This window comes from Nonomuraea sp. NPDC050310 (genome assembly GCF_040655795.1).
GTDB lineage: Bacteria > Actinomycetota > Actinomycetes > Streptosporangiales > Streptosporangiaceae > Nonomuraea.
Window position 1 is genome coordinate 1 of sequence record NZ_JBFAKP010000014.1, and the last position, 19,430, is coordinate 19,430.

The 19,430-nt window shown below is 65.7% G+C and carries 19 protein-coding genes, 1 tRNA gene and 1 pseudogene; 8 read left to right on the plus strand and 13 right to left on the minus strand.

Annotated elements, in window-relative coordinates:
• Positions 1-95 precede the first annotated feature (95 nt).
• Positions 96-431 (minus strand): annotated as a pseudogene (locus tag AB0I67_RS27855) (transposase); the annotation flags it as partial.
• Positions 432-690: 259 nt separating this feature from the next.
• On the opposite strand from AB0I67_RS27855, the gene AB0I67_RS27860 reads away from it, so the two are divergent.
• Positions 691-1,170, plus strand: coding sequence for a hypothetical protein (locus AB0I67_RS27860; protein WP_357928970.1), 480 nt, complete (start codon positions 691-693; stop codon positions 1,168-1,170).
• A 1,251-nt stretch (positions 1,171-2,421) separates the two neighbouring features.
• Here AB0I67_RS27860 and AB0I67_RS27865 read toward each other — a convergent pair.
• The 4 genes from AB0I67_RS27865 to ngcE are packed head-to-tail and all read right to left on the minus strand — an operon-like array spanning position 2,422 to position 7,108.
• Positions 2,422-3,954, minus strand: a complete 1,533-nt coding sequence (locus AB0I67_RS27865) for a phosphodiester glycosidase family protein (protein ID WP_357928972.1) — start codon at positions 3,952-3,954, stop codon at positions 2,422-2,424.
• Positions 3,955-3,978: 24 nt separating this feature from the next.
• The gene (locus AB0I67_RS27870) at positions 3,979-4,812 is read right to left on the minus strand and encodes a carbohydrate ABC transporter permease (RefSeq protein ID WP_357928975.1); all 834 of its coding nucleotides are present in this window, start codon (positions 4,810-4,812) and stop codon (positions 3,979-3,981) included.
• Positions 4,812-5,711, minus strand: a complete 900-nt coding sequence (locus AB0I67_RS27875; RefSeq protein ID WP_357928978.1) for a sugar ABC transporter permease — start codon at positions 5,709-5,711, stop codon at positions 4,812-4,814. The genes AB0I67_RS27870 and AB0I67_RS27875 overlap by 1 nt, the downstream gene beginning before the upstream one ends.
• A gap of 2 nt (positions 5,712-5,713) precedes the next feature.
• A complete protein-coding gene (gene ngcE / locus AB0I67_RS27880; protein WP_357928980.1) occupies positions 5,714-7,108 on the minus strand; it encodes an N-acetylglucosamine/diacetylchitobiose ABC transporter substrate-binding protein in 1,395 nt (464 codons plus the stop codon).
• 99 nt (positions 7,109-7,207) lie between these two features.
• On the opposite strand from ngcE, the gene AB0I67_RS27885 reads away from it, so the two are divergent.
• Positions 7,208-8,350, plus strand: coding sequence for an ROK family transcriptional regulator (locus AB0I67_RS27885; RefSeq protein ID WP_357928983.1), 1,143 nt, complete (start codon positions 7,208-7,210; stop codon positions 8,348-8,350).
• Between the two features lie 359 nt (positions 8,351-8,709).
• Here the strand turns inward: AB0I67_RS27885 and AB0I67_RS27890 are convergent, their stop codons facing one another.
• Positions 8,710-9,270, minus strand: coding sequence for a cysteine hydrolase (locus AB0I67_RS27890; protein WP_357928985.1), 561 nt, complete (start codon positions 9,268-9,270; stop codon positions 8,710-8,712).
• A gap of 336 nt (positions 9,271-9,606) precedes the next feature.
• Positions 9,607-10,182, minus strand: coding sequence for a DUF6461 domain-containing protein (locus tag AB0I67_RS27895; RefSeq protein ID WP_357929471.1), 576 nt, complete (start codon positions 10,180-10,182; stop codon positions 9,607-9,609).
• 656 nt (positions 10,183-10,838) lie between these two features.
• On the opposite strand from AB0I67_RS27895, the gene AB0I67_RS27900 reads away from it, so the two are divergent.
• Positions 10,839-11,243, plus strand: coding sequence for a hypothetical protein (locus AB0I67_RS27900; protein WP_357928987.1), 405 nt, complete (start codon positions 10,839-10,841; stop codon positions 11,241-11,243).
• Here the strand turns inward: AB0I67_RS27900 and AB0I67_RS27905 are convergent.
• Entirely contained in the window at positions 11,240-11,674 is a 435-nt protein-coding gene (locus AB0I67_RS27905) for a hypothetical protein (RefSeq protein WP_357928989.1), read from the minus strand. The genes AB0I67_RS27900 and AB0I67_RS27905 overlap by 4 nt on opposite strands.
• A 49-nt stretch (positions 11,675-11,723) precedes the next feature.
• Between AB0I67_RS27905 and AB0I67_RS27910 the strand changes: the two genes are divergently transcribed.
• Positions 11,724-11,930 carry a hypothetical protein gene (locus tag AB0I67_RS27910; RefSeq protein ID WP_357929473.1) on the plus strand — a complete coding sequence of 69 codons (207 nt, stop codon included), beginning with the start codon at positions 11,724-11,726 and terminating at the stop codon, positions 11,928-11,930.
• A gap of 74 nt (positions 11,931-12,004) precedes the next feature.
• Positions 12,005-12,667 (plus strand): polymorphic toxin-type HINT domain-containing protein, encoded by a 663-nt coding sequence (locus AB0I67_RS27915; protein ID WP_357928992.1) that lies wholly within the window; start codon positions 12,005-12,007, stop codon positions 12,665-12,667.
• Between the two features lie 465 nt (positions 12,668-13,132).
• Here AB0I67_RS27915 and AB0I67_RS27920 read toward each other — a convergent pair whose 3' ends face one another.
• A complete protein-coding gene (locus tag AB0I67_RS27920) occupies positions 13,133-13,531 on the minus strand; it encodes a hypothetical protein (RefSeq protein WP_357928995.1) in 399 nt (132 codons plus the stop codon).
• A gap of 60 nt (positions 13,532-13,591) precedes the next feature.
• On the opposite strand from AB0I67_RS27920, the gene AB0I67_RS27925 reads away from it, so the two are divergent.
• Entirely contained in the window at positions 13,592-14,155 is a 564-nt protein-coding gene (locus AB0I67_RS27925) for a helix-turn-helix domain-containing protein (protein ID WP_357928998.1), read from the plus strand.
• A gap of 78 nt (positions 14,156-14,233) precedes the next feature.
• On the opposite strand, the gene AB0I67_RS27930 is transcribed toward AB0I67_RS27925, so the two are convergent.
• Positions 14,234-14,309: transfer RNA gene (locus tag AB0I67_RS27930), tRNA-Lys, on the minus strand.
• Between the two features lie 90 nt (positions 14,310-14,399).
• Positions 14,400-15,554: an acyl-CoA dehydrogenase family protein gene (locus AB0I67_RS27935; RefSeq protein WP_357929001.1), complete on the minus strand. Its 1,155-nt coding sequence runs from the start codon at positions 15,552-15,554 to the stop codon at positions 14,400-14,402.
• A 98-nt stretch (positions 15,555-15,652) separates the two neighbouring features.
• Here AB0I67_RS27935 and AB0I67_RS27940 point away from each other — a divergent pair, with 98 nt between their 5' ends.
• A complete protein-coding gene (locus tag AB0I67_RS27940; protein WP_357929004.1) occupies positions 15,653-16,156 on the plus strand; it encodes a PspC domain-containing protein in 504 nt (167 codons plus the stop codon).
• A 3-nt stretch (positions 16,157-16,159) separates the two neighbouring features.
• On the opposite strand, the gene AB0I67_RS27945 is transcribed toward AB0I67_RS27940, so the two are convergent.
• Both AB0I67_RS27945 and AB0I67_RS27950 read right to left on the minus strand, forming a co-directional pair.
• A complete protein-coding gene (locus tag AB0I67_RS27945; RefSeq protein WP_357929006.1) occupies positions 16,160-17,419 on the minus strand; it encodes an MFS transporter in 1,260 nt (419 codons plus the stop codon).
• Between the two features lie 123 nt (positions 17,420-17,542).
• Positions 17,543-17,884, minus strand: a complete 342-nt coding sequence (locus AB0I67_RS27950; RefSeq protein ID WP_357929008.1) for a metallopeptidase family protein — start codon at positions 17,882-17,884, stop codon at positions 17,543-17,545.
• Between the two features lie 15 nt (positions 17,885-17,899).
• On the opposite strand from AB0I67_RS27950, the gene AB0I67_RS27955 reads away from it, so the two are divergent.
• On the plus strand, positions 17,900-19,426 hold the full coding sequence (locus AB0I67_RS27955) for a metallophosphoesterase (RefSeq protein WP_357929011.1): 1,527 nt from the start codon (positions 17,900-17,902) through the stop codon (positions 19,424-19,426).
• Positions 19,427-19,430 lie beyond the last annotated feature (4 nt).

Here is a 19,430-nt window from a genome sequence, read left to right on the forward strand (position 1 = left end):
CCGCTACGAACGCCGAGCCGACCACTTCGCATCCTTCGTCGCCCTGGCCGCAGCCCTCATCTGCTACCGCCGAATCACCAAATGAGACGTCGTCTTAAAGCTCTGATCTGCGAGGAGTCCACCACGGCGCGGGAGAGGTCGAGCGCGTCGGCGGCGCGTAGCCGATCGAGTAGCACCTCGTGCAGCCGCTGCCACACGCCGGCCTTATTCCACTCGGCCAACCGCCACCAGCAGGTCATGCCCGAGCCGTAGCCGAGCTCTTGCGGCAGGTGCTCCCAGGCGATCCCGGTGTGCAGCACGAACAAGATGCCCTGTAGCGCCAGCCGGTCATCCAGCCACTTACGCCCCCGGATGCCGGAACCGCCGCTGACGCTGCGGCAACAACGGCTCGATCACCGCCACAGCTCGTCGCCAACCCCCCACGGCTTCAGCTTTGACACCCGCGCTCCTCTCACCCGGTCACAGCGAGAGATCCAAACACAGCAGAGATCATTCTGTTAGGCGCTCTAAGGCCACACGAACCGAGAGGTCCCAGGACAGATGGGATATGGAGCGGAGCGGTGAGGCGCCGGACTCGAACCCGGAACTACACCTCAAAGGCGGCAGCGTCAGCAAGATCACCGCGTGCGGCGGTTGCATCAGAACGCGATAGCGCAAGACGGCGACACGTGCGCGTGATCCACTGGTCAGATGGAGAGCGTGGTAACAAGTCTTGTAGCAATTCTGGGAACACTGCTGGGAGCCATCGCCACGTACGTCTTCCAGATGCGGACTGCCAAGCAAGCGCGCCAGTCAGCACGGGAAGAGCGACTGTGGCAAGAACGCCTGACCGCCTACAGCACCTTTGCCGGCGCGCTTACGGACTTCCGGAAGAGCCAAAACGACCGATGGCATAGGGAACGGGAAGATTCCCTGAGCACTGCGTACGCTTCCGCACGAGATGAGTCCTACCGCCAGCGTGCCAACGCGACAGCAGCGCTCTTCAGGCTGCAACTCGTCACAGCCAATCAGGAACTCGATGGCCTGGCATCGTTGGCGCTTAGGCTGACCGAGGAGATCCACGACGCCACAGATGAACAAGATCGTACTGACCGAGGGCAGAAGGCCCGCCGAGCCCTTCTCGACTTTGCGCAGGCAGCGGCAGTTGATGTTCAAAGGCTCCATACGTAGCGATCTCGAAGTGCCGAGAGATCCTCGCCACTGTTGAAAGCCTGTTGGCAGCGGCCCTCTTCCGGGTCAAGTGGCAGTGGCTGGGAACGGGAGGCCGTGCGCGTCGGCGTTGGGACTGCTGCGCATGGCTCAGGGAGCGGCCACCCGCCCGGTCGCTAAATGGCGGGGACTCGAGCCACAGGACCGCCAAACCCCTGACGTCGAAGCCTGCCATCTCACGCCTGCCCGCCTTCAGAGGGAACAGCCACCTGCACGGACGGTCGAGACCATGGCTAGGTGCGTGTGGACGGTGGCGCGCACGAGTCGAGATGTCTTTAGGTTGCCGTCAGTGCTGTCATCACCGCAGCCATGGCAGCCCAGTGGCAAGGCTCGACGGAGGAGGGCACGTAGGCAATCACCCAGCCCGCACAACGGGCACCGCGGTCCGCAATCGGCACGGCCCTCGTCTACTGGACCGCCTTCTGATTCGACACCCTGCGCCGAACTCTCATCTGATTCATGGAGCCCCACAGCAGCGCCCGATCGCCGACGCTGCACGTGCTCAGATCGGAAGGGGACTTCCAAGGTCAAGAGCGGTAGGTCGCCCGGCACTCAAACCGGAGCCTACAGATTGTAAGTCCGTCGTCCTAATGCCGAGCCATGTCAATGTCTAGGAATGCTGTTCGGTGCCATGTCGTATCGGTTGCCGAAGAGCAACCGCCGAGCAACATGGGGGTCAATGGCGCTCATGACCAGGGTTACCTGGTCGCGCTTTTTGCCATCGCAAGCCGATGCACCGCTGAGCGGCCTTCGGCTGCCTACCAGCGAAATACCCAGGGCTGACATCCGCTGACGCGATCGACTCGACGGCATCTCAGAGAGTACGCGTACGCAGCTTGATCGGCACTCACACCATCGAGGAATGCTTCGAGGCGGCCAAGCAGGAAGCCGGAACTGAACCAATACCAGTTCCGGCCTATCACGCCTGCTATCGCCGATGGCATTTCTCCCAATCCGCCGCCATCACGCCCCAAGAGGGGCATGACCTGTGGACAACCGAACGAAGCCGCCGAACCACCCCCATCCACTGTGCCGCCTGATCGCCTTATAAGTGAACGAGATCGCCATCTGTTCAACCACGCAACCAAAGACGATCAAGGCATTCAACAGCGACACAGCCACCAAGCCCGACCACGCAGACATCACGTCAGACGGCGACCACGCCTCCGGCTCGTACCGATCCAGCTACGCAGTACTAACCGAATCCCTCTCTCACCCCTCCGCCCGGACAAGGAACACGTTGCCCAAGCTGCGCTGCCCCGTGGCGTCCGACGGACGGTTGACAATGCCCCCCTGGGCAGTGGCCATAACGCTGGACCCGCCGCCATCAAGGTTCAAGGCCTGCACGGCCCCAAGCCGCCGCATCAGTTCCGCCGTCTGCGCGATGCCGAGCCCCTCGCTGTATCCGTCCTGCCGCCCGTCCACGACGGCAAGGATGAGCCGCCCCTCCCGGTCCACGCCGATCATCGACCGGGGGTTGGCACGCACGGTCCAGTTGTAAGTGAACGTCTGGTCCGTGCCGTCCCGGAGGATCCCGTCGGCGTCAGCGTTGACCGACACCTGCCCGTCACGGACGAGCGTGGGCCCGACCTGGAGGATCGTGGTGTCCTGGGTGAGCGGGACGCGACGCCCGCGGCCGTCCTCGACCCGCTCGGTGACGGTCAGACGGTGACCCGGCCTGGCGTTCGCCAGCAGCCAGCTCGCGCTGTCGCCGATCGCCTGGATGGTCGAGCCACCCGGCGGCACGGCCGCACCGCGCGTCGAGTTCAGGGCGAGCACCTTCCCGCGAGCGTCCAGCACGGCCTCGGCGCCCGCACCCGACGGCGGGGTCCCCCACTCGGGGGTGAAGCGGACGAGCTCGCTGTCGTCGGTGCACTTGAAGTCGTGCTGGGCCTTCTCGGTCGGCTGGTCGCCGCCCACGCCGCCGCAGTTCCAGACCTCGCCGGGGATCCGGTTGACGGCGTCGAGCTCCACGGTCTCACCGCCGGCGCGCAGCGTCAGGTGGGCGGTGTAGGAGTCGACGTCCACCCGCCGCCCGCCGTGTGTGATCTTGATGCCGCCGCGTCCCTGCGTGGCCGAGCCGATGACCTTGCCGTCCTTGACGTACAGGCCGGTGGGCGAGCCGTTCAGGAACCATTGCGCGTTGATGCCCGCTACCGCGCCGGTCGAGGACATGAGGCTGGTGAGCGTCTCCATCCCGTTCAGGGTGGGCCCGAAGTCGGTGCCGACCGTGCCGCGGAACTCGCGGAAGTCGACCCGGAGCACGTGTACCTTCTGCGGCGCGCCGGCGTCGGTCCCGTCCTGGGCGGTGTAGCGGGTGCCGCCCGCGAAGCCGGCCGCCCGTACCTTCGCCAGGCCGGTGGCGGCCTCGGCGGCGGTGGCGTACCGTCCGACGCGGACGATCCAGCCGAGCGTGCCTCCCGGACGGTCGGCGAAGGCGGGCAGGGCGACCTCTTCGACTCGCGGCTCGAAACCCTTCTCGCGCAGTGCCGTGGTGACCCGGTCGGCGATCTCCCGGGAGCCGAGCGCCGTCCCGGCCCGGGCGAGCGGGCCGTCGATGGTGGCGGGCAGGTACACGTGGACGGTCCAGAAGTCGTCGGCGTCCTTGGCGCCAAGCGAGAGCTGCGTCAGTGTCACGCCGGGGGCGACCACGACGGGTTCAGGGGATGACGCCCGCGCGGTGGCCGGGGCCGACGCCACGAGGGTCGCCGCCGCCACAAGGGTCAGGAGAGGCTTGCCGTTCATGAGTGTCACTCCAACGGAGAAGGGTTACTTCAGAGCGCCTTGGGTGAGTCCTGCCTGGATCTGCCGCTGGAAGATCACGTAAACGACCAGCATCGGCAGGATCGTGATGGTCAGCGCGGCGAACAGCGCGCCCCAGTCGGCCTGGTTCCCGGCGGCGGTGGAGATGCTGGCGATGCCCTGGGTGAGCACCCACTTGTCCTCGGCGTCGCCGGGCAGCAGCGTCAGCGGCAGCAGGTACTGGTTCCACTGGCCGAGGATGTTGAAGATGGTCACGCTCACCACGGCCGGCCTGGCCATGGGCAGCATGACCTGGAAGAAGGTCCTGGCGTGCGAGCAGCCGTCCATGAAGGCCGCCTCCGCCACGCTGGTCGGCAGCGTCTTGAAGAAGGCGGCCAGGAAGAAGATCGTGAAGGGCAGGGAGTAGGCGATGTGCACCAGCACCAGGCCGGTGTGGGTGCCCAGCAGCCCGAGGTTCTTCACCACGAAGAACAGCGGCACCAGCGCCAGGAACACCGGGAAGGTGAGGCCCGAGACGAACATGTAGTAGATGAACCGGTTGCCGCGGAAGTCGTAGCGCGCCAGCACATAGGCGGCCATCGAGCCCAGCAGCATGGTGCCGGCCACACCGAAGAAGACCACGATCACACTGTTGATCATGAACTGCCCGACGTTGGCGGTCTCCCAGGCCCTGACCCAGTTGTCCCAGCGCAGCGTCGAAGGCAGCGTGAACGGGTCGTCGAACAGTTCGGTGGTGTCCTTCACCGAGCCCAGGAAGGTGAGGCCCAGCGGGACGATGACCACCAGCGCCCACACCGCGAGCATGAGGTGAGCGATGGCGTTGAAGGCTCGTGCGCCCATCAGTACTCCAGCGGCTCTCGCCGGGTGACACGCATCGTCACGGCGGTGATCGACATGATGACGAAGAACAGCACCACCCCCATCGCCGACGCGTAGCCGAAGGTGGAGTTGCCGAAGGCGTGCTGCCAGACCTGCAGGCCGAGGACCGAGGTGGCGCCGTCGGGCCCGCCGTTGTTGACCGACAGCACCTGGACCAGGGCGAAGCCGTCCAGCACCGCGATGCCGAGATAGACCCAGGCCACCTGCACGGTGTTGCGCAGCAGCGGCAGGGTGATGCTGAAGAAGACGCGGAAGCGTCCCGCGCCGTCGAGCTCGGCCGCCTCGTAGATCTCGGTCGGGATCGCCGCCATGCCGGCCGAGAACAGCACCATGTAGAAGCCGACCCCGGCCCAGACCATCACCCCGATGATCGCCCAGAGGGCGAGCCCCGGATCGGTGAGGAAGCCCACCGGCTCGAAGCCGAGCCCGGTGACCAGCCCGTTGAGAATGCCCGACTCGTCGGGGCGATAGACGAGCTGGAACAGCACGCCGACCGCCGCGAGCGACAACACCTGGGGGAAGAAGAAGACCACACGGTAGATCCCCGAGCCCCGCAGCCCCTTCGTGCGCCGCCCCGCCACGTTGAGGAGGAAGGCGAAGGCCAGCGCCATCGCGATCGTGATCAGCGGTACGGCCAGCAGCATCTGCCCGTGGTTGCGCAGGGCTTTCCAGAACAGGCCGTCCTGGAAGATCCGGACGAAGTTGTCGAGCCCCACGAAGTCGGCCTGGGCCGACACCCCGCGCCAGTTGGTCAGCGCGATCTGGAAGGCCTGCAGGTACGGCCCGATGACGAGAACCGCGTAGAGGATTACGGGCGCGGCCAGGAAGCCGGCGATGAACAGGAATCTGCCATGTCGCATGATCAGCGCTGGTACTTCTTGACGGCGGGGTCGGCCTTGACCTCGTCGGCCTTCTTCTGCATGCGCTCGGTGAACTCCGCCGCCGTGGCTCTGCCGTACATGAGGGCGTTGGTCGCGTCCCTGATCTCGGTCAGCAGCGGCTGGTACCAGCCGTTCCACTTCCAGGTGATCAGCGCCTTGGCTTCTCCTGCGGCGGCCAGGGCCCGCTGGCTGACCAGCGTGCCGGGCGACAGCTCCAGGCCGTCCGCGGCGCCGGGCACGGTGGTGAGCCAGCCGCTGGCCTGGGTGTAGGCGCGAGCGCCCGCCTTGGACACCATGAGGCGCATGAACTCCTGCGCGACGGCCGGGTTCTGCCCCTTGGCCGTCGCGAACATGCTGCTGCCCAGCAGGGCGTAGACCGCCGCGGCGGGGAGCTTGTCGGAGGAGGTGATGCTGGGGGTCGGCATCATCGTGTACTCGAAGTCCTTGGGCGTGGTCTTCTGCTGCTCGCTCTCCAGCCAGTCACCGGAGGGGTAGAAGGCGACCTTGCCCTGGTTCTGCCGCAGCTGCACCTCGGTGTGGATGAGCCCCTCGAAGCTCTTGTCCGAGAACCGCGCGCCGATCTCGGCCCACGCCTCGGCGGCCTGCTTGACCGCCTCCGCCTGCCAGGCGCCGTCCTCGAGGTTGTCGATGGCGCGCACGAGCTCCAGCCCGCCGATCTTCACGGCGCTGGTGAGGATGGCCTCGGCCTGGTAGTCGGCCGCGTTCTTGCCGGCGTAGCCGAAGGGGGTGATGCCGGACTTCTTGAGCTCCTCGCACACCTTGATGAAGGCCTCCCACGTCGTGGGGGCCTCCAGCCCGAGCTTCGCGTTGTACCAGAGGCCGAAGGAGCGGGCCACGAACGAGACCGTGTACGGCACGCCGTCCACGAGCGTGCTCTCGTAGGCACCGGGCAGGAGCGAGTCCTTGATCTTCTTGCTGGGATCGTCGATGGAGGGCGCGTCGTAGAAGGCGGTCAGGTCGAGGACCTGGCCGTCCTGGATGAGGGCGCCGAAGTTGAGCGCGTCGGCGCCGGCGTTGTCGACGAAGTCCGGCGGGCTGCCGCCGACGAAACGCGGCTGCAGGGTCTGCGACAAGCGCTCGGACATGGTCCGCTGGATCTTGATGTTCGGGAATCTCTTCTGGAGCAGAGGCTCGACGGTCTCGGCGAGATAGTTCGGGGTGCCGCCCTTGAAGTAGGCGAGCTCCACCTTGCCGCTGTCCGGCACGCCGAAGGGGTTGCCGGCCGAGACCTTGCCGGTCGGGGCCTTGCTGGCCGGTGCGCCGCTGCCGCCCCCGCCCATCGCGCAACCGGTGAGCAACGTCGCTCCGAGCAGGCCCAGCGCATGGCGCCGGGTCAGGTGTGGGGAGTTGTGCATATCTCCTCCGAGGAGAGGACCGGGGTTCCCGCAGCCTAGAAGTCCGGTTCGCGGAATTCAATCCTTCTGTTGTCTAATTATTTGCGTTATCTTCGGCCCATGAATCTGGACAGCTCGCTGTCACCGGCAGGGGTCGCGGTGTTCTACGCCGTCCTCACACAGGGGCCGGTCAGCCGTCGACACATCGCGCGGCAACTGGGTCTGTCCATGACGATGGTCACCAAGGTGGCGCGTCCGCTGATCGACGCGGGGTACCTGGAGGAACTCCCCGACAAGGAGCGCACCGGACCCGGCGCCGGCCGTCCGGCCAGCCCCCTGGCCGTCTGCGCGAGCCGCGAGCGGATCGTGGGCATCAAGATCAAACCCAGCGTGCTGATCGGGGTGGCCACGGACCTCACCGCCCAGATCCAGGCCGAGGAGCGCGTGGAGCTCGCCTCCTGCTCGGTGCCCGAGGTGATCGCCGGCATCCACCTGATGCTGGACAAACTGGGCGGCGACATCACCCGGCTGGGCCTGGCCATTTCCGGCGACGTGGACCGCCGGGCGGGGGTGGTACGTCACGAGCCCACCTTCGGCTGGCACGACGTGCCCCTGGCCGATCTCGTCGCCACGACCACGCACCTGCCCAAGCCCAGCGTGGAGAACGACGTCAAGGCGCTGACGGCCTCGGAACACTGGTTCGGCGTGGGCATCGGCGCCACCTCGCTCGTCCTGATCACCGTCGGCAGCGGCATCGGCTGTGGCCTCATCCTCGACGGCGGCCTGCTGAGCGGGGCGTACGGCGTGGCGGGCGAACTCGGCCACACGACCGTCGAACTCGACGGCCAACCCTGCTACTGCGGAGGCTCCGGCTGCCTGGAGACGGTCGCCTCCACCGACGCCATCCTCGCCGCCGCTCGTGACCGCTCCGGCCTGCCGCACCTCACGCTGGAGCAGGCGCTCGACCTGGCCAGATCCGGCGACCCCGCCGTCCAGGCCGTCTTCGCGAAGGCGGGCAGCGCCGTCGGCGTGGGCATCTCCACCGTCGCCAACCTCTTGGGGCCCGAGCAGATCGTGGTCACCGGCGAGGGCCTGAGCGCCGCCCGCGACCTGATGGAGCCGTCCATCCGTACGGCTTTCGCCCGGCAGGCGGTGGGCTCGGCCGCCCGCGCCAGACTGACGGTCCGCGAGACCACCTTCCCGGACTGGGCCCGCGGCGCCGCCGTCGTCGCCATCCAGGACCTCATCTCGGCCAGCCGGTAGAGGTTTGGTGATCGGCTGCATGTAGGACGAAGAGGTCCGTGGTCGGCGTGCGAAGACTGATCTAGTGCGGTATCCACGAAAGTCCGCCGGGTGAAGTGATCACGCGGCTCGGCAGGCGAGCCGTCCCCAACAGCCCTGTTTCCTGCTTCGGACTCGGGCGCGTTCACGGCGTTGGCCGCCAGCACCTCGGGATGTTGGGAAGTTGCTCATCACGAAGATGCGCAGCCGCCCGAACTGCGCCTCAATCGGGTTGGCCCACGAGGCGCTAGCACTGCCTACCCACCCTCGCGCGAAGGCTGAGCGGTCAACTGCGTCGCCTCATTCCGGGCATGGCCCAGACCGTCAACACACGCGGCTGGTCACAGGCGGGCGATCCACTCGTGGCTCGTGAGGACGTCAGCACCTCTGGCCGGGAAGACGCGGTTGATCAGGAAGTCGTGCACGTCCGGTTCCCCGTCCGCGCAGGCGTCGCCGAGCACGGTCACCTGGTAGTCGCGGTCGGCGGCGTCGTAGAGCGTAGCGGCGACCATCGCCCCGGTCGCGACACCGGTCAACACGATCGAGTCGATGCGCTGGGCGCGCAGGAGCCGATCGAGGTCGGTTGCCGCGAACGCGCTGGCGCGGCGCTTGAGAACAACGGCCTCGCCCGGCAACGGCTCGATGCGCGGGTGCACGCGTGTCTCGGGGGATTCTTCGTGAAACAGCGTCCCCGCCCCGTGCAGGCCTCTGATCAACTGGTTTCCCGCTCCCACATCAAGGCCTGAGGCTCGCAGCCCGAAACGTATGAAGATCACCGGAATCCCGGAAGCTCTGGCCGCAGGGACAACCCTCTCCATGACGGGAAGCACATCGGCGGCGAAGGGGAAGTTGTCCACGATGCCCGCCTGCAGATCGCCGACGATGAGCGCGGTGGTGGTCATACGGTTTCCTTGTCTGTACGGCACGCCATCGGCCACCTTGGCGCTGTTGTCGTCAATCCCGTAAGGATGACGCCAGAACCTACCGTGGTGATCGGTAGGCGCCGGTCCGCGGGTGGCCGAGCTCGGACCGACCAGATCACTCCGTCACGAGCAGGCACTCGGCGGCAGGTCGACGACGTCGCGGGTTGGGGGGTGGGACGCCCGGGGCTCGAACCCGGAACCTACGGATCGGCCTGTTAGTCGCCCGGCGACGTGACCTGCCCTCTTCCAAGGTGTCGAGCAAGGCAGGCTGAGACCATTCCGTGCATGTTCCGGACCTTCCGGGATGCCGTCCCATCACCGGTAGGGGTCCAGGTGGCCGACTGCTCCAAAGAGGGCATCTCGGGCGTAGTGAGCACGGGACGGATGCACACCGCTGACCCGCTCGGCAAGGGCGAGAGCACTGGAGACGGGATTGTCGACGAAGTAGGGCTCTTCGTCGTCGAGACGCATACCGAGATCGCCGAGGTCGGACTGGAGCTGATCGGGGCTGGCTCCGCGCCGGTAGCCGTAGCTGTGAAGCCCGAACGTCGTGATCAGTTGCCCGTCGACGTAATAGGCGAAGTCCTCGTTATTGATGTTCGCGAACACTGCAGCCGAGGTTGTTCCTTCGGACAGCAAGTCGGACCGGTAATAAACGATCCCTCCCCAGCCGTATTCGATCAGGACGGTTCCACCGCGAGCGGCATAGGCCTCGATGCCGAACCCGGTGTGGTCCAAGGTGCCCGGGGTGACGCTGATTCGTCGCAGGGCCGCCTCGGGGGATAGATCCCGTACGAAGTTGACGCAGAGCCAAGTGGTATCTGTGGTGAACTCCTGATAGAGCCATTCGTAAGTCGCTGCCGTTGCGCTGCTCATCAATCCGCCTTCCACCAGGATCAAACCGAGGTGATCCTCGCAGGCAGGTCTGACACCTTCGGAGTCTAACCTCGCGCGATCCAGCGCTGTCGGCTCAGGAATTACTGGGATCGCCGGCTCTGGAGCTTTGGATGCGCTGGTCAGCAGTACCCTCGGGCCGGTCATGAGTGACCGTGGCTGACCACTCGCCATCGGGGTTAATGGCACGACGATCAGGAGTTGACGTGGGGCTTAACAAGGAAATCGCGGCACGAATCGCCGACGAGCGCATGGCCGAGTGGATGCAACGAGCCACCTACGCAAAGCTCGCTGCGATGGAGGCCGACGGTGAATCTGAGCTTCGACGGGTAGTGGCCGCGGACGGTCGAACGTACAGTGTGAAGTCCCACGTCCTCCCCGATGGAGACGGCTCTCTTCGACTTGCCGTTGAGGTGGACGATGGCGGTTGGTCTGACATTCGCCCACTCAGCAGACACGAAATCATGCGTCCCGACGGCTCGCACGTGGAGTAGTAAGGGGGAAGCGGGGCGGGCGGGATGATCAGGCGTCCACCTCAACCACCAACGGTGCGGGTGCCGAAAACCCATCCGTGCAGGTCACAGGCTCGATGGGCGCTCATACCCCTCAAATCGAGGGGGTGGGAGATGTACCGAACGGCATGATGAGCTCTCGTGCTGCTGCGCCTGGCCTACCCCGCCGTCACGAACACCTTCTCGTTCATGTGGCTCCTGCCGATGGCCGATCGCGACAAGGAGATCGAGATCCTGGCGCTCCGGCATCAGCTGACGGCCCTGCAGCGGCAGGTGCCCAAACCCGGGTTCACTCCGGAGGACCGGTTCCTGCTTTCGGGCCTGCTCCACCATCTGCCGATGGACAAGCTGCGGCAGCTGGTACTGCTGGTCCACCCGGACACTCTCGTGCGCTGGCATCGCGACCTGCTCAGTGCTGACACGCGGCGGCCAGCACACCTCGGCGGCCGGGGCGCCCGCGTACCATCCGATCCATCCGCGCCCTGGTGCTGCGGCTCGCACGGGAGAACTCCTCCTGGGGCTACCGGCGTATCCACGGCGAACTAGCCGCACTCGGTATCAGGATCGCCGCTTCCACTGTGTGGGGGATCTTGAAAGAGCACGGTATCGCTCCCTCCCCACAACGCTCCAACACCGGCTGGGCCGACTTCCTGTGCGACCAAGCCGACGCACTCTTGGCGTGTGACTTCTTCGAGGTCCGCACCCTGGCCGGGGCGCGACTCCACGTCTTCGCCGTCATCGAGCATGCCACCCGCCGCATCCGCATCCTCGGCGCCAGCGCCCATCCCACCGGTCCATGGGTCACCCAACTCGGCCGCAACCTCCTCATGGACCTGAACGAGGCGGGCACCTGCGCTAGGTTCCTCATCCGCGACCGCGACGCCAAGTTCACCGCGGCCTTCGATGCCGTGCTGACCGACGCCGGCATACGGGTCGTCACCACAGGTATCCGCATCCCGCGCATGAAACTCGATCACGGAGCGCCAAATCCAGACCTGCCGCCGCGAACTGCTGGACCGCACCCTGATCTGGAACCAACCTCATCTACTTCACGCACTGCGAGGGTGCGAAACGTTCTACAACGGACATCGACCGCACCGGGCCCTCAGACAGGCAGCGCCGCTCCGGCCCCTGCCCGAACCGAGCACTACCCCGGTCGAGATCACGAGCCTCGATATCCGCCGACATGATCGACTCGGCGGCATCCTCAGGGAATACGCGCATGCAGCTTGACCTGGACGGATGAATAATCGGCACCTGCACTGTTCCGTGCTGTCGATGGGATCGTGGACATGGCAAAACAATGAGTGAAGTCCAAGGACAAGGTAGAGCAGACCAGAAGGGCATATGATGACGCTGTGCGGGCCTGCGCCCGATATAAGCAGAGTTTTGTCGCCGAGACTACGCTTCTCCTTGCCGATGGGGCCGCCAAGCCTATTGAGGATATTGAGCTAGACGATGAGGTGCTGGCTACCGGCCCCCAGTCAGGTAAGACAGAATCCAAGCCTGTCGTAGCTTTGATTAGCGGACCGGGGTCTAAGGACCTTGTCCACCTCACCGTCAAGGCAAATGGCGGGGTTGAAGAGATCATCGCCACAGATGAGCACCCCTTCTGGGTGCGTTCGCCTGCGGCGTGGAGAGCGGCTAGGGAGCTCCGCGTTGGTGACGACCTACGGTCAGGCGTCAACAAGGGGGTGGAGATTATTGCGATTAGAAAGGAGAGGGTTCACGGTCAGCGTGTCTACAATCTCCCTGTCGCCGATACGCATACCTACTATGTGGCGGTTGCGGGCACAAATGTTCTGGTTCACCACGTTACTGTTGTTAAACCTCCTCGAAACAAGGTGCCGCTTGGCGATAAGTATCACGGCGAGGTTGATCAGTCCAACGGTGAAGGCGGTCAGGCGTCACGGGAAATGCATGTCTACTACAAGGGCAAGGAAATCGGCGCCACGGGTCCGATTGGATGAATCTGGAAGCATGGCTTTACTGAGCCCCCAACTCTTCCCAAGAGTGTGTTGGAGCAGCTAAATAAGCAAGTCGAGAAGCTTAATCATCGATTCGGAATCGGATGTTGACGTTTGTTAAGGATGGAATTGAAATTCGTCATAGTCGACTACCTGGACGACGACGATCTCGTATCTTATCGAGTCGATCCCAGTCCGTATCTCGACAGACTCCCCGAGCTAGCCAAGAACCTGCCTGCCGGTGCCCGTGATTTCGCGCTGCATGATGCTCACTATAGATTCGGCGATCCGCAATGCATAAAGAATCTTAAAATTGCAAAGCTTAGTCTTCAGACTGAAGGCCAGCTTTCGGGGCAAATGATCCTTACGCCGAATCCGTGGATGCACACGAGTCGACTGGTGCTCGAATATGCGGGAATCTTGTCTATTTCGATCCAAGTAGATTCGGAGGGAGAAGAGGGATATTCGTCAGGGCTGGACCGGGTTTTGCTGGATGAAATACTTCCAGTGGTCGATGGGTGCAGCCATGAAATTGCGTTCACGGGCGGTAGGATCCATGTAGTTTGTAAGGATCTTGTCGGCCGATGGGAGGGGTCGGATATATCCGAAACGTCTCAGCCTGAATCCACGGCGTAAGCCTTCGTGATCGTTTTCTGGACCATTCCTCGACGAGGCGATTCCTGCAGGTAGATCCCAGTTGCACCTCGATGGCTCACGATCTTTAGGTCTCTGATTGATCGGTTTGGCGGATTCGCCGATCACATGTCTGGTGGTGACCTGAATTCCGCCACGTTCGTTGAGGAGGTTGCGCCAACTTGCATGGTCGGGATCACACCAGTTGATGGCCTGTACTGCTTCAGAACTCATCGCGTAGTGCTTGATCTGCGGTTCTGACCTCCAGGAGCCGCGGAGGCAAGATCGCGATCTGTGTCAGTTCGTCTGCTGTATCTGACCTTGATCCGGGTGTTTGGCTGGCTGGTGTTGCTGGGTCGTGGTCAGGCTTCCAAGGATGTCGAGATCATGGTGCTCCGCCATGAGGTGGCCGTGTTGAAGCGTCGGGTCGTCCGGCCGAAGCCGGACTGGGTCGATCGCGCGCTTCTCGCGGCCTTGGCCCGCTTCCTGCCGTCGGTGCTGCGATCTCATCGGCTTGTCACCCCCGGCACGTTGTTGGCCTGGCATCGTCGTTTGATCAGACGCTCCTGGACCTACCCCCACCGCACCGGACGTCCCGGAGCCAGCAAAGAGGTCAGGGCACTGGTCCTTCGTCTGGCCCAGGAGAATCCGAGGTGGGGGTACCGGAGAGTCCACGGCGAACTGGTGCGGCTCGGTGTGCAGGTCAGCGCGGCGACGGTGCGGCGGATTCTGCGTTCACGCCGACAACCGCCGACGCCACGAAGCGCGGGCGGCTCGATAGCTGCCCGCGCAAAGCGAGACATTCCGCCCCGCGCGCATGCCCGCTGCCGCGCCGAACCCATGCCGAAGAGCATGTGACGAGCATGGACTCGACCAATTTCGCCTCACAGAGGCGAGCTCAGAGCCGAGAAACCCCAGATCAGATGGGGTGTGCAGTGGTAGGGCGCCCGGGGCTCGAACCCGGAACCTACGGATTAAAAGTCCGCAGCTCTGCCAATTGAGCTAACGCCCCTCGCAAGATGCAGGGTACCGAGCGTAGTGCCCGGCTCGCGACGCGATTCGCGGCGCGGTCCGATCACGATAACGCACAGCACCCTGACGTCTAACGATACGCGGCCAGGCCGGTGAGCGCCTCGCCGAGGACGAGGGTGTGGATCTCCTGGGTGCCCTCGTAGGTCAGGACGCTCTCCAGGTTGTTCATGTGCCGGATGACCGGGTACTCCAGGGTGATGCCGTTGCCGCCCAGGATGGAGCGGGCCTGACGGGCGACGTCGATGGCGGCACGGACGTTGGCGAGCTTCCCGAAGCTGATCTGGCGCGGCTCGAGCGTGCCGGCGTCCTTCAACGCGCCCAGGTGGTAGGCGGTGAGGGAGGACTGGGCGGTGGCGACGTACATCCAGGCGAGCTTCTCCTGGGTGAGCTGGAAGCCGCCGATGGGCCGGTCGAACTGGATACGCGTCTTGGAGTACTCGACCGCGGACTCCAGACAGGCACGGGCGGCGCCGACGACGCCCCAGAGGATGCCGAAACGGGCCTCGGACAGGCAGGAGAGCGGCCCGCGAAGGCCGGTGACCCCCGGGAGTACGGCGGAGCCGGGCAGGCGGACGTCGTCGAAGTAGAGCGAGGAGGTGACCGAGGCCCGCAGGGAGAGCTTCTTGTGGATCTCGGGAGCGGAGAAGCCGGGAGTGTCGGTGGGCACGACGAAGCCGCGGACGCCCTCGTCGGTCTGGGCCCAGACGACGGCGACGTCGGCGATGGAGCCGTTGGTGATCCACATCTTGCTGCCGTTGAGGACCCAGTCGGAGCCGTCGCGCTTGGCGTAGGTGCGCATGCTGGCCGGGTCCGAGCCGTGGTCGGGTTCGGTCAGGCCGAAACAGCCGATGGCGGTGCCGGCGGCCATCCGGGGCAGCCACTCCTCCTTCTGCTCCTCCGACCCGTACTTCCAGATCGGGAACATCGCGAGGGAACCCTGAACCGACACGAACGACCGCAGTCCGGAGTCGCCGGCTTCGAGTTCGCGGCAGGCGACGCCGTACGACGTGGCATCGGTTCCGGCGCAGCCGTACCCGGTGAGGTGCATGCCGAGCAGGCCGAGCTCGCCGAGGGCGGGGGCGAGGTCGCGGGCGGGGAAGGTGGCGTCCTCGAACCAGTCGCCGACGAAGGGGAGGATCCGGTCGGAGACGAAGGATCTGACCGTGTCGCGGATCAGCCGCTGGTCGCTGTCGAGCCGGTCGTCGATGCGCAGCAAGTCATCCATGTCCGGAATCCTCTCAGCCGAGGGCATAGGGGGCTACCAGGGTTCTACCAGGGGGAATCCCGATGTGCGAACACCGGGACGGAGGGCAGTCTGAAGACATGAACGAGACCAAGCAGCTTCGCAGGACCCAGCAGGGGCGGATGATCGCCGGTGTGTGCTCGGGAGTGGGCCAGTACATCGGCGTGGATCCCAACATCATCCGCATCGCCCTCGCCATCCTCACCCTTTTCGGTGGGGCCGGAATCGCCGCCTACGCGATCGGGTGGTTGTTGCTGCCCGATGAGGGGCGGCCGTCGATCGTGCAGGATCTGATCAGCAAGCAGCAGCACAAGGCTTCGACCGCTTCGGACACCCAGCAGGGGAACCCGTGGCATGACGCCGCCTCGACCGAGTACCCCGGGCGTACGGAGTACCCGTACCCGCCGCAGGCGCCGCAGAGCGCCCCGTACCCGCCCCAGGCTCCCCAGAGCGCCCCTGCCGCCGCCCCGGCCGAGACGACCGTGCAGGAGCCGGTGACCCACGTCACCAAGCCCGAGGAGACCATCCCGGCCCAGGACACCCCGGTCACCCAGGACACCCGGGAGGACAAGCCGCAGCACTGAGCCTCAGGCAGCCGCCTCAGCGCGGACCGGCGTGGCAAGGTCTCCACGAGACTCGGCCCAGAGCATGGCGAGCACGGCAGCCGCGGTCAGCCCGCTGACCCCGGCGAGTGCGACGACCGGCTCGGGGCCGAGTCGCTCGGCTGCCAGGCCCCCCAGCAGGATGCCGATCCCCTGCACCGCCATCAGCCCCGACTGCACGAGCCCGAAGGCCTGGCCCCGGCGCTCGGCCGGAACAGCCTGGACGAAAGCCGCGTTCGCCGCGAGCTGGTAGGCCCCGCCGATGCCCGACAGGACCCACAGCACCAGCACGATCTCCAGCGGTGGCCGCATCGCGCAGCCGATCAGCGGGCCGCAGCTCAGCATCGCCATCCAGCCCATGGAGCGCAGCCGCCCGGACGGTGTGACGAACCGTCCGAACAGGAACGCCCCCAGCACCGTCCCCGCCGGCATGGCCGCCATCAGCAGGCCCGTGATCACCGGAGCGTTCTCGCTGTCGAGGGACATCGCGTACGGCACGGCGATCCCTTCCGGCAACACGTAGAAGCCGCACAACCAGGCGAACAGGACGAGCGTCCGCAGTTTCCGGTCGCCGAAAACCAGCCCCGCCCCAGCCTTGGTCATTCGCCACATCGAGCGCTTTTCCCGGCCTGCCTCGGCCGCCGGGCGTCGCCGTACCCCGGACAGCAGGATGAGGGCCGAAAACAGGAACGTGGCCGCGTCGAGGGCGAGGGCCCGGTACGGGCCGAGCGTGGCGATGAGCGCGCCGCCCGCGGCGAAGCCGAGCATCTGGACGGCCTGGTTGGTGATGTTCTGCAGCGCGGATCCGACCACGTAGCGATCGCCGTCGAGGATCTCCGGCAGCAGTGCCGCGCGGGCGGCCGAGAAGGGCGCGCTGAGCAGCACGACCAGGAAGACCAGGACACACATGACGGGCAGCGGGAGTCCCGGCACCGCCATCAGCGCGACGAGAAGCCCGCGGAGCAGGTCGCAGACCACCATGACCCGGCGGCGCGCGAATCGGTCGGCGAGACCGGCCAGGAACGGGCCGCCCAGAATCGGCGGCAGGTAGGTCAGCGCGTAGACGGCCGCCGTGGCCAGCGGTGATCTGGTCCGTTCATAAACCAGGACCGCGAGCGCCACCTGCGCGAGCTGGTCGCCCAGGAGGGAAAGGCCCTGGCCGTACCAGAGCGCGCGGAACTCCCGGACGGCGATCACTTCGCCGTAGGTGGCCTGTCGTTCGGGAGCACGTCGGTGCCGCCCCATAGTCCCCGCCGTGACTGCTCAGAGTGTTCGGTATGTCACCCAAGGTGCCTGATGGAGTGGCACGTCGCAACCGATAGCATCCAAGGCCTTGCAAACTGTAATCACCGATGACGATATGTCGGGTCACCAGCCGAGTTCGTGTAGCCGATCGTCATCAATCCCGAAATGGTGGGCGATCTCGTGCACGACGGTGATCTGCACTTCTTCCACCACATCGTCTTCGGTATCGCAGATCTGGCATATCGGATTGCGGTAGATCTCGATGCGGTCGGGCAAGACCCCTGAGTACCAGTCGCCACGTTCGGTCAGGGGGACACCGGTGTACAGACCGAGCAGATCGGGCTCGGGTGGATCATCCACGACCACGACGAACACATTGCTCATCATCGCTGTGAGTTCGCCAGGAATCGTGTCCAACGCCTCGGCGACGAGCTCTTCGAACTTTTCCCGCGATACCTCGATCACGCTTGATATTAGGCCATGAGAGTTCTCCGGCTCGCCGCAGTCCTGCTCATCGCGGCCGCCGGGGCGTGGCTCGGCATCTTCCTCAGCGGCACCGTGCACGCCCCCGTAGGCCCCGTCGACACCGGTATGTCCCTCCGCCCGGCCTGGCGGGGCGAGACCGTCGTCGACGCCAGCCCCCTCGGCACCCTCAGCTTCCGCACCCACACCGCGCCCCTGCGCCTGCGCGTCACCCTCGAGAACATCGACCAGGAGCAGGCCAAGGCCCTCCTGGAGGACCCGCGGCTGACCGACCGGCTGCCCGGGATCATCGAACGCGACCTCAGGGACGGCATCGAGACGCTGGTCATCCGCTCGATCCTGTGTGCCACCGCGGGCGCGCTGGTCGCCGTGCTGCTGGTCTTCCGGCGGCCCGTCTTCGCCTTCGTCGGCATCACCGCGGCCGCCGTCGGCCTGGCCGCGACCGGGGCCGCGGCGGCGGTCACCTTCCGGCCGCAGTCGCTCATGGAGCCGCGCTACACCGGCCTCATCGCCGCCGCGCCGTCGCTGATCGGCAGCGCCGAGTCCATCATGACCCGCTTCGAGTCGTACCGCGGGCAGCTCACCAAGCTGGTCACCAACGTCTCCAAGCTCTACGACACCGTCTCCGGCCTGCCCGTCTACGACGCCGACCCGGGTTCGGTGCGGGTGCTCCACGTTTCGGACATCCACATCAACCCGATCGCGTGGGACGTCACCCGCTCGCTCAAGGACCAGTTCAAGATCGACCTGATCGTCGACACCGGCGACCTGTCCGACCACGGCACGAAGGCGGAGAACTACATCACCGACGACATCGGCAAGCTCGGCGTGCCGTACGTCTTCATCCGCGGCAACCACGACTCCAAGATCACCCAGCGCGCGGTCGCCCGTCACAAGAACGCCATCGTGCTCGACAACGCCGAGGCCACCGTCGCCGGCCTGCGCATCTACGGCCTCGGCGACCCGCGCTTCACCCCGGACAAGTCCGTCGCCGCCGACAACGATCCCGCCCGTTTGGAGCAGTTCGGCCGTGAGCATGCCGTACGGCTGCCGCAGCCCGGCCCTGACCTCGTGGCGGTCCACGACCCGACCATCGGTAAGGGTTTCTCCGGGTCCACCCCGATGATCCTCGCCGGCCACGCCCACCGCCGCTCGACCACGGTCTTCGCTTCCGGCACCCGGGTTCTCGTCCAGGGATCCACCGGCGGAGCCGGCCTGCGCGCCCTCGAACACGCCGAACCGACCCCCGTCCAGGCGTCTGTTCTGTATTTCGACAAACGCACGCACCGCCTCCAGGCCTGGGACGATGTGACCCTCGGGGGCCTCGGCGAGCAGTCCATCCACATCCGGCGTCACGTGGAGCCGGACCCTGGACGTATGATTTCTCCAGCACCGACGAACGCCCCGTCGCCAACGGGAACGATCACCGGTACTACGACGCCGGCGTCACCGCTTTGGCATGAGGGGCAATCGTCCCCTATGCTTCAGAGGTCTCCGACGGAAGGCGTCGGGAACAGGATGTGAATCC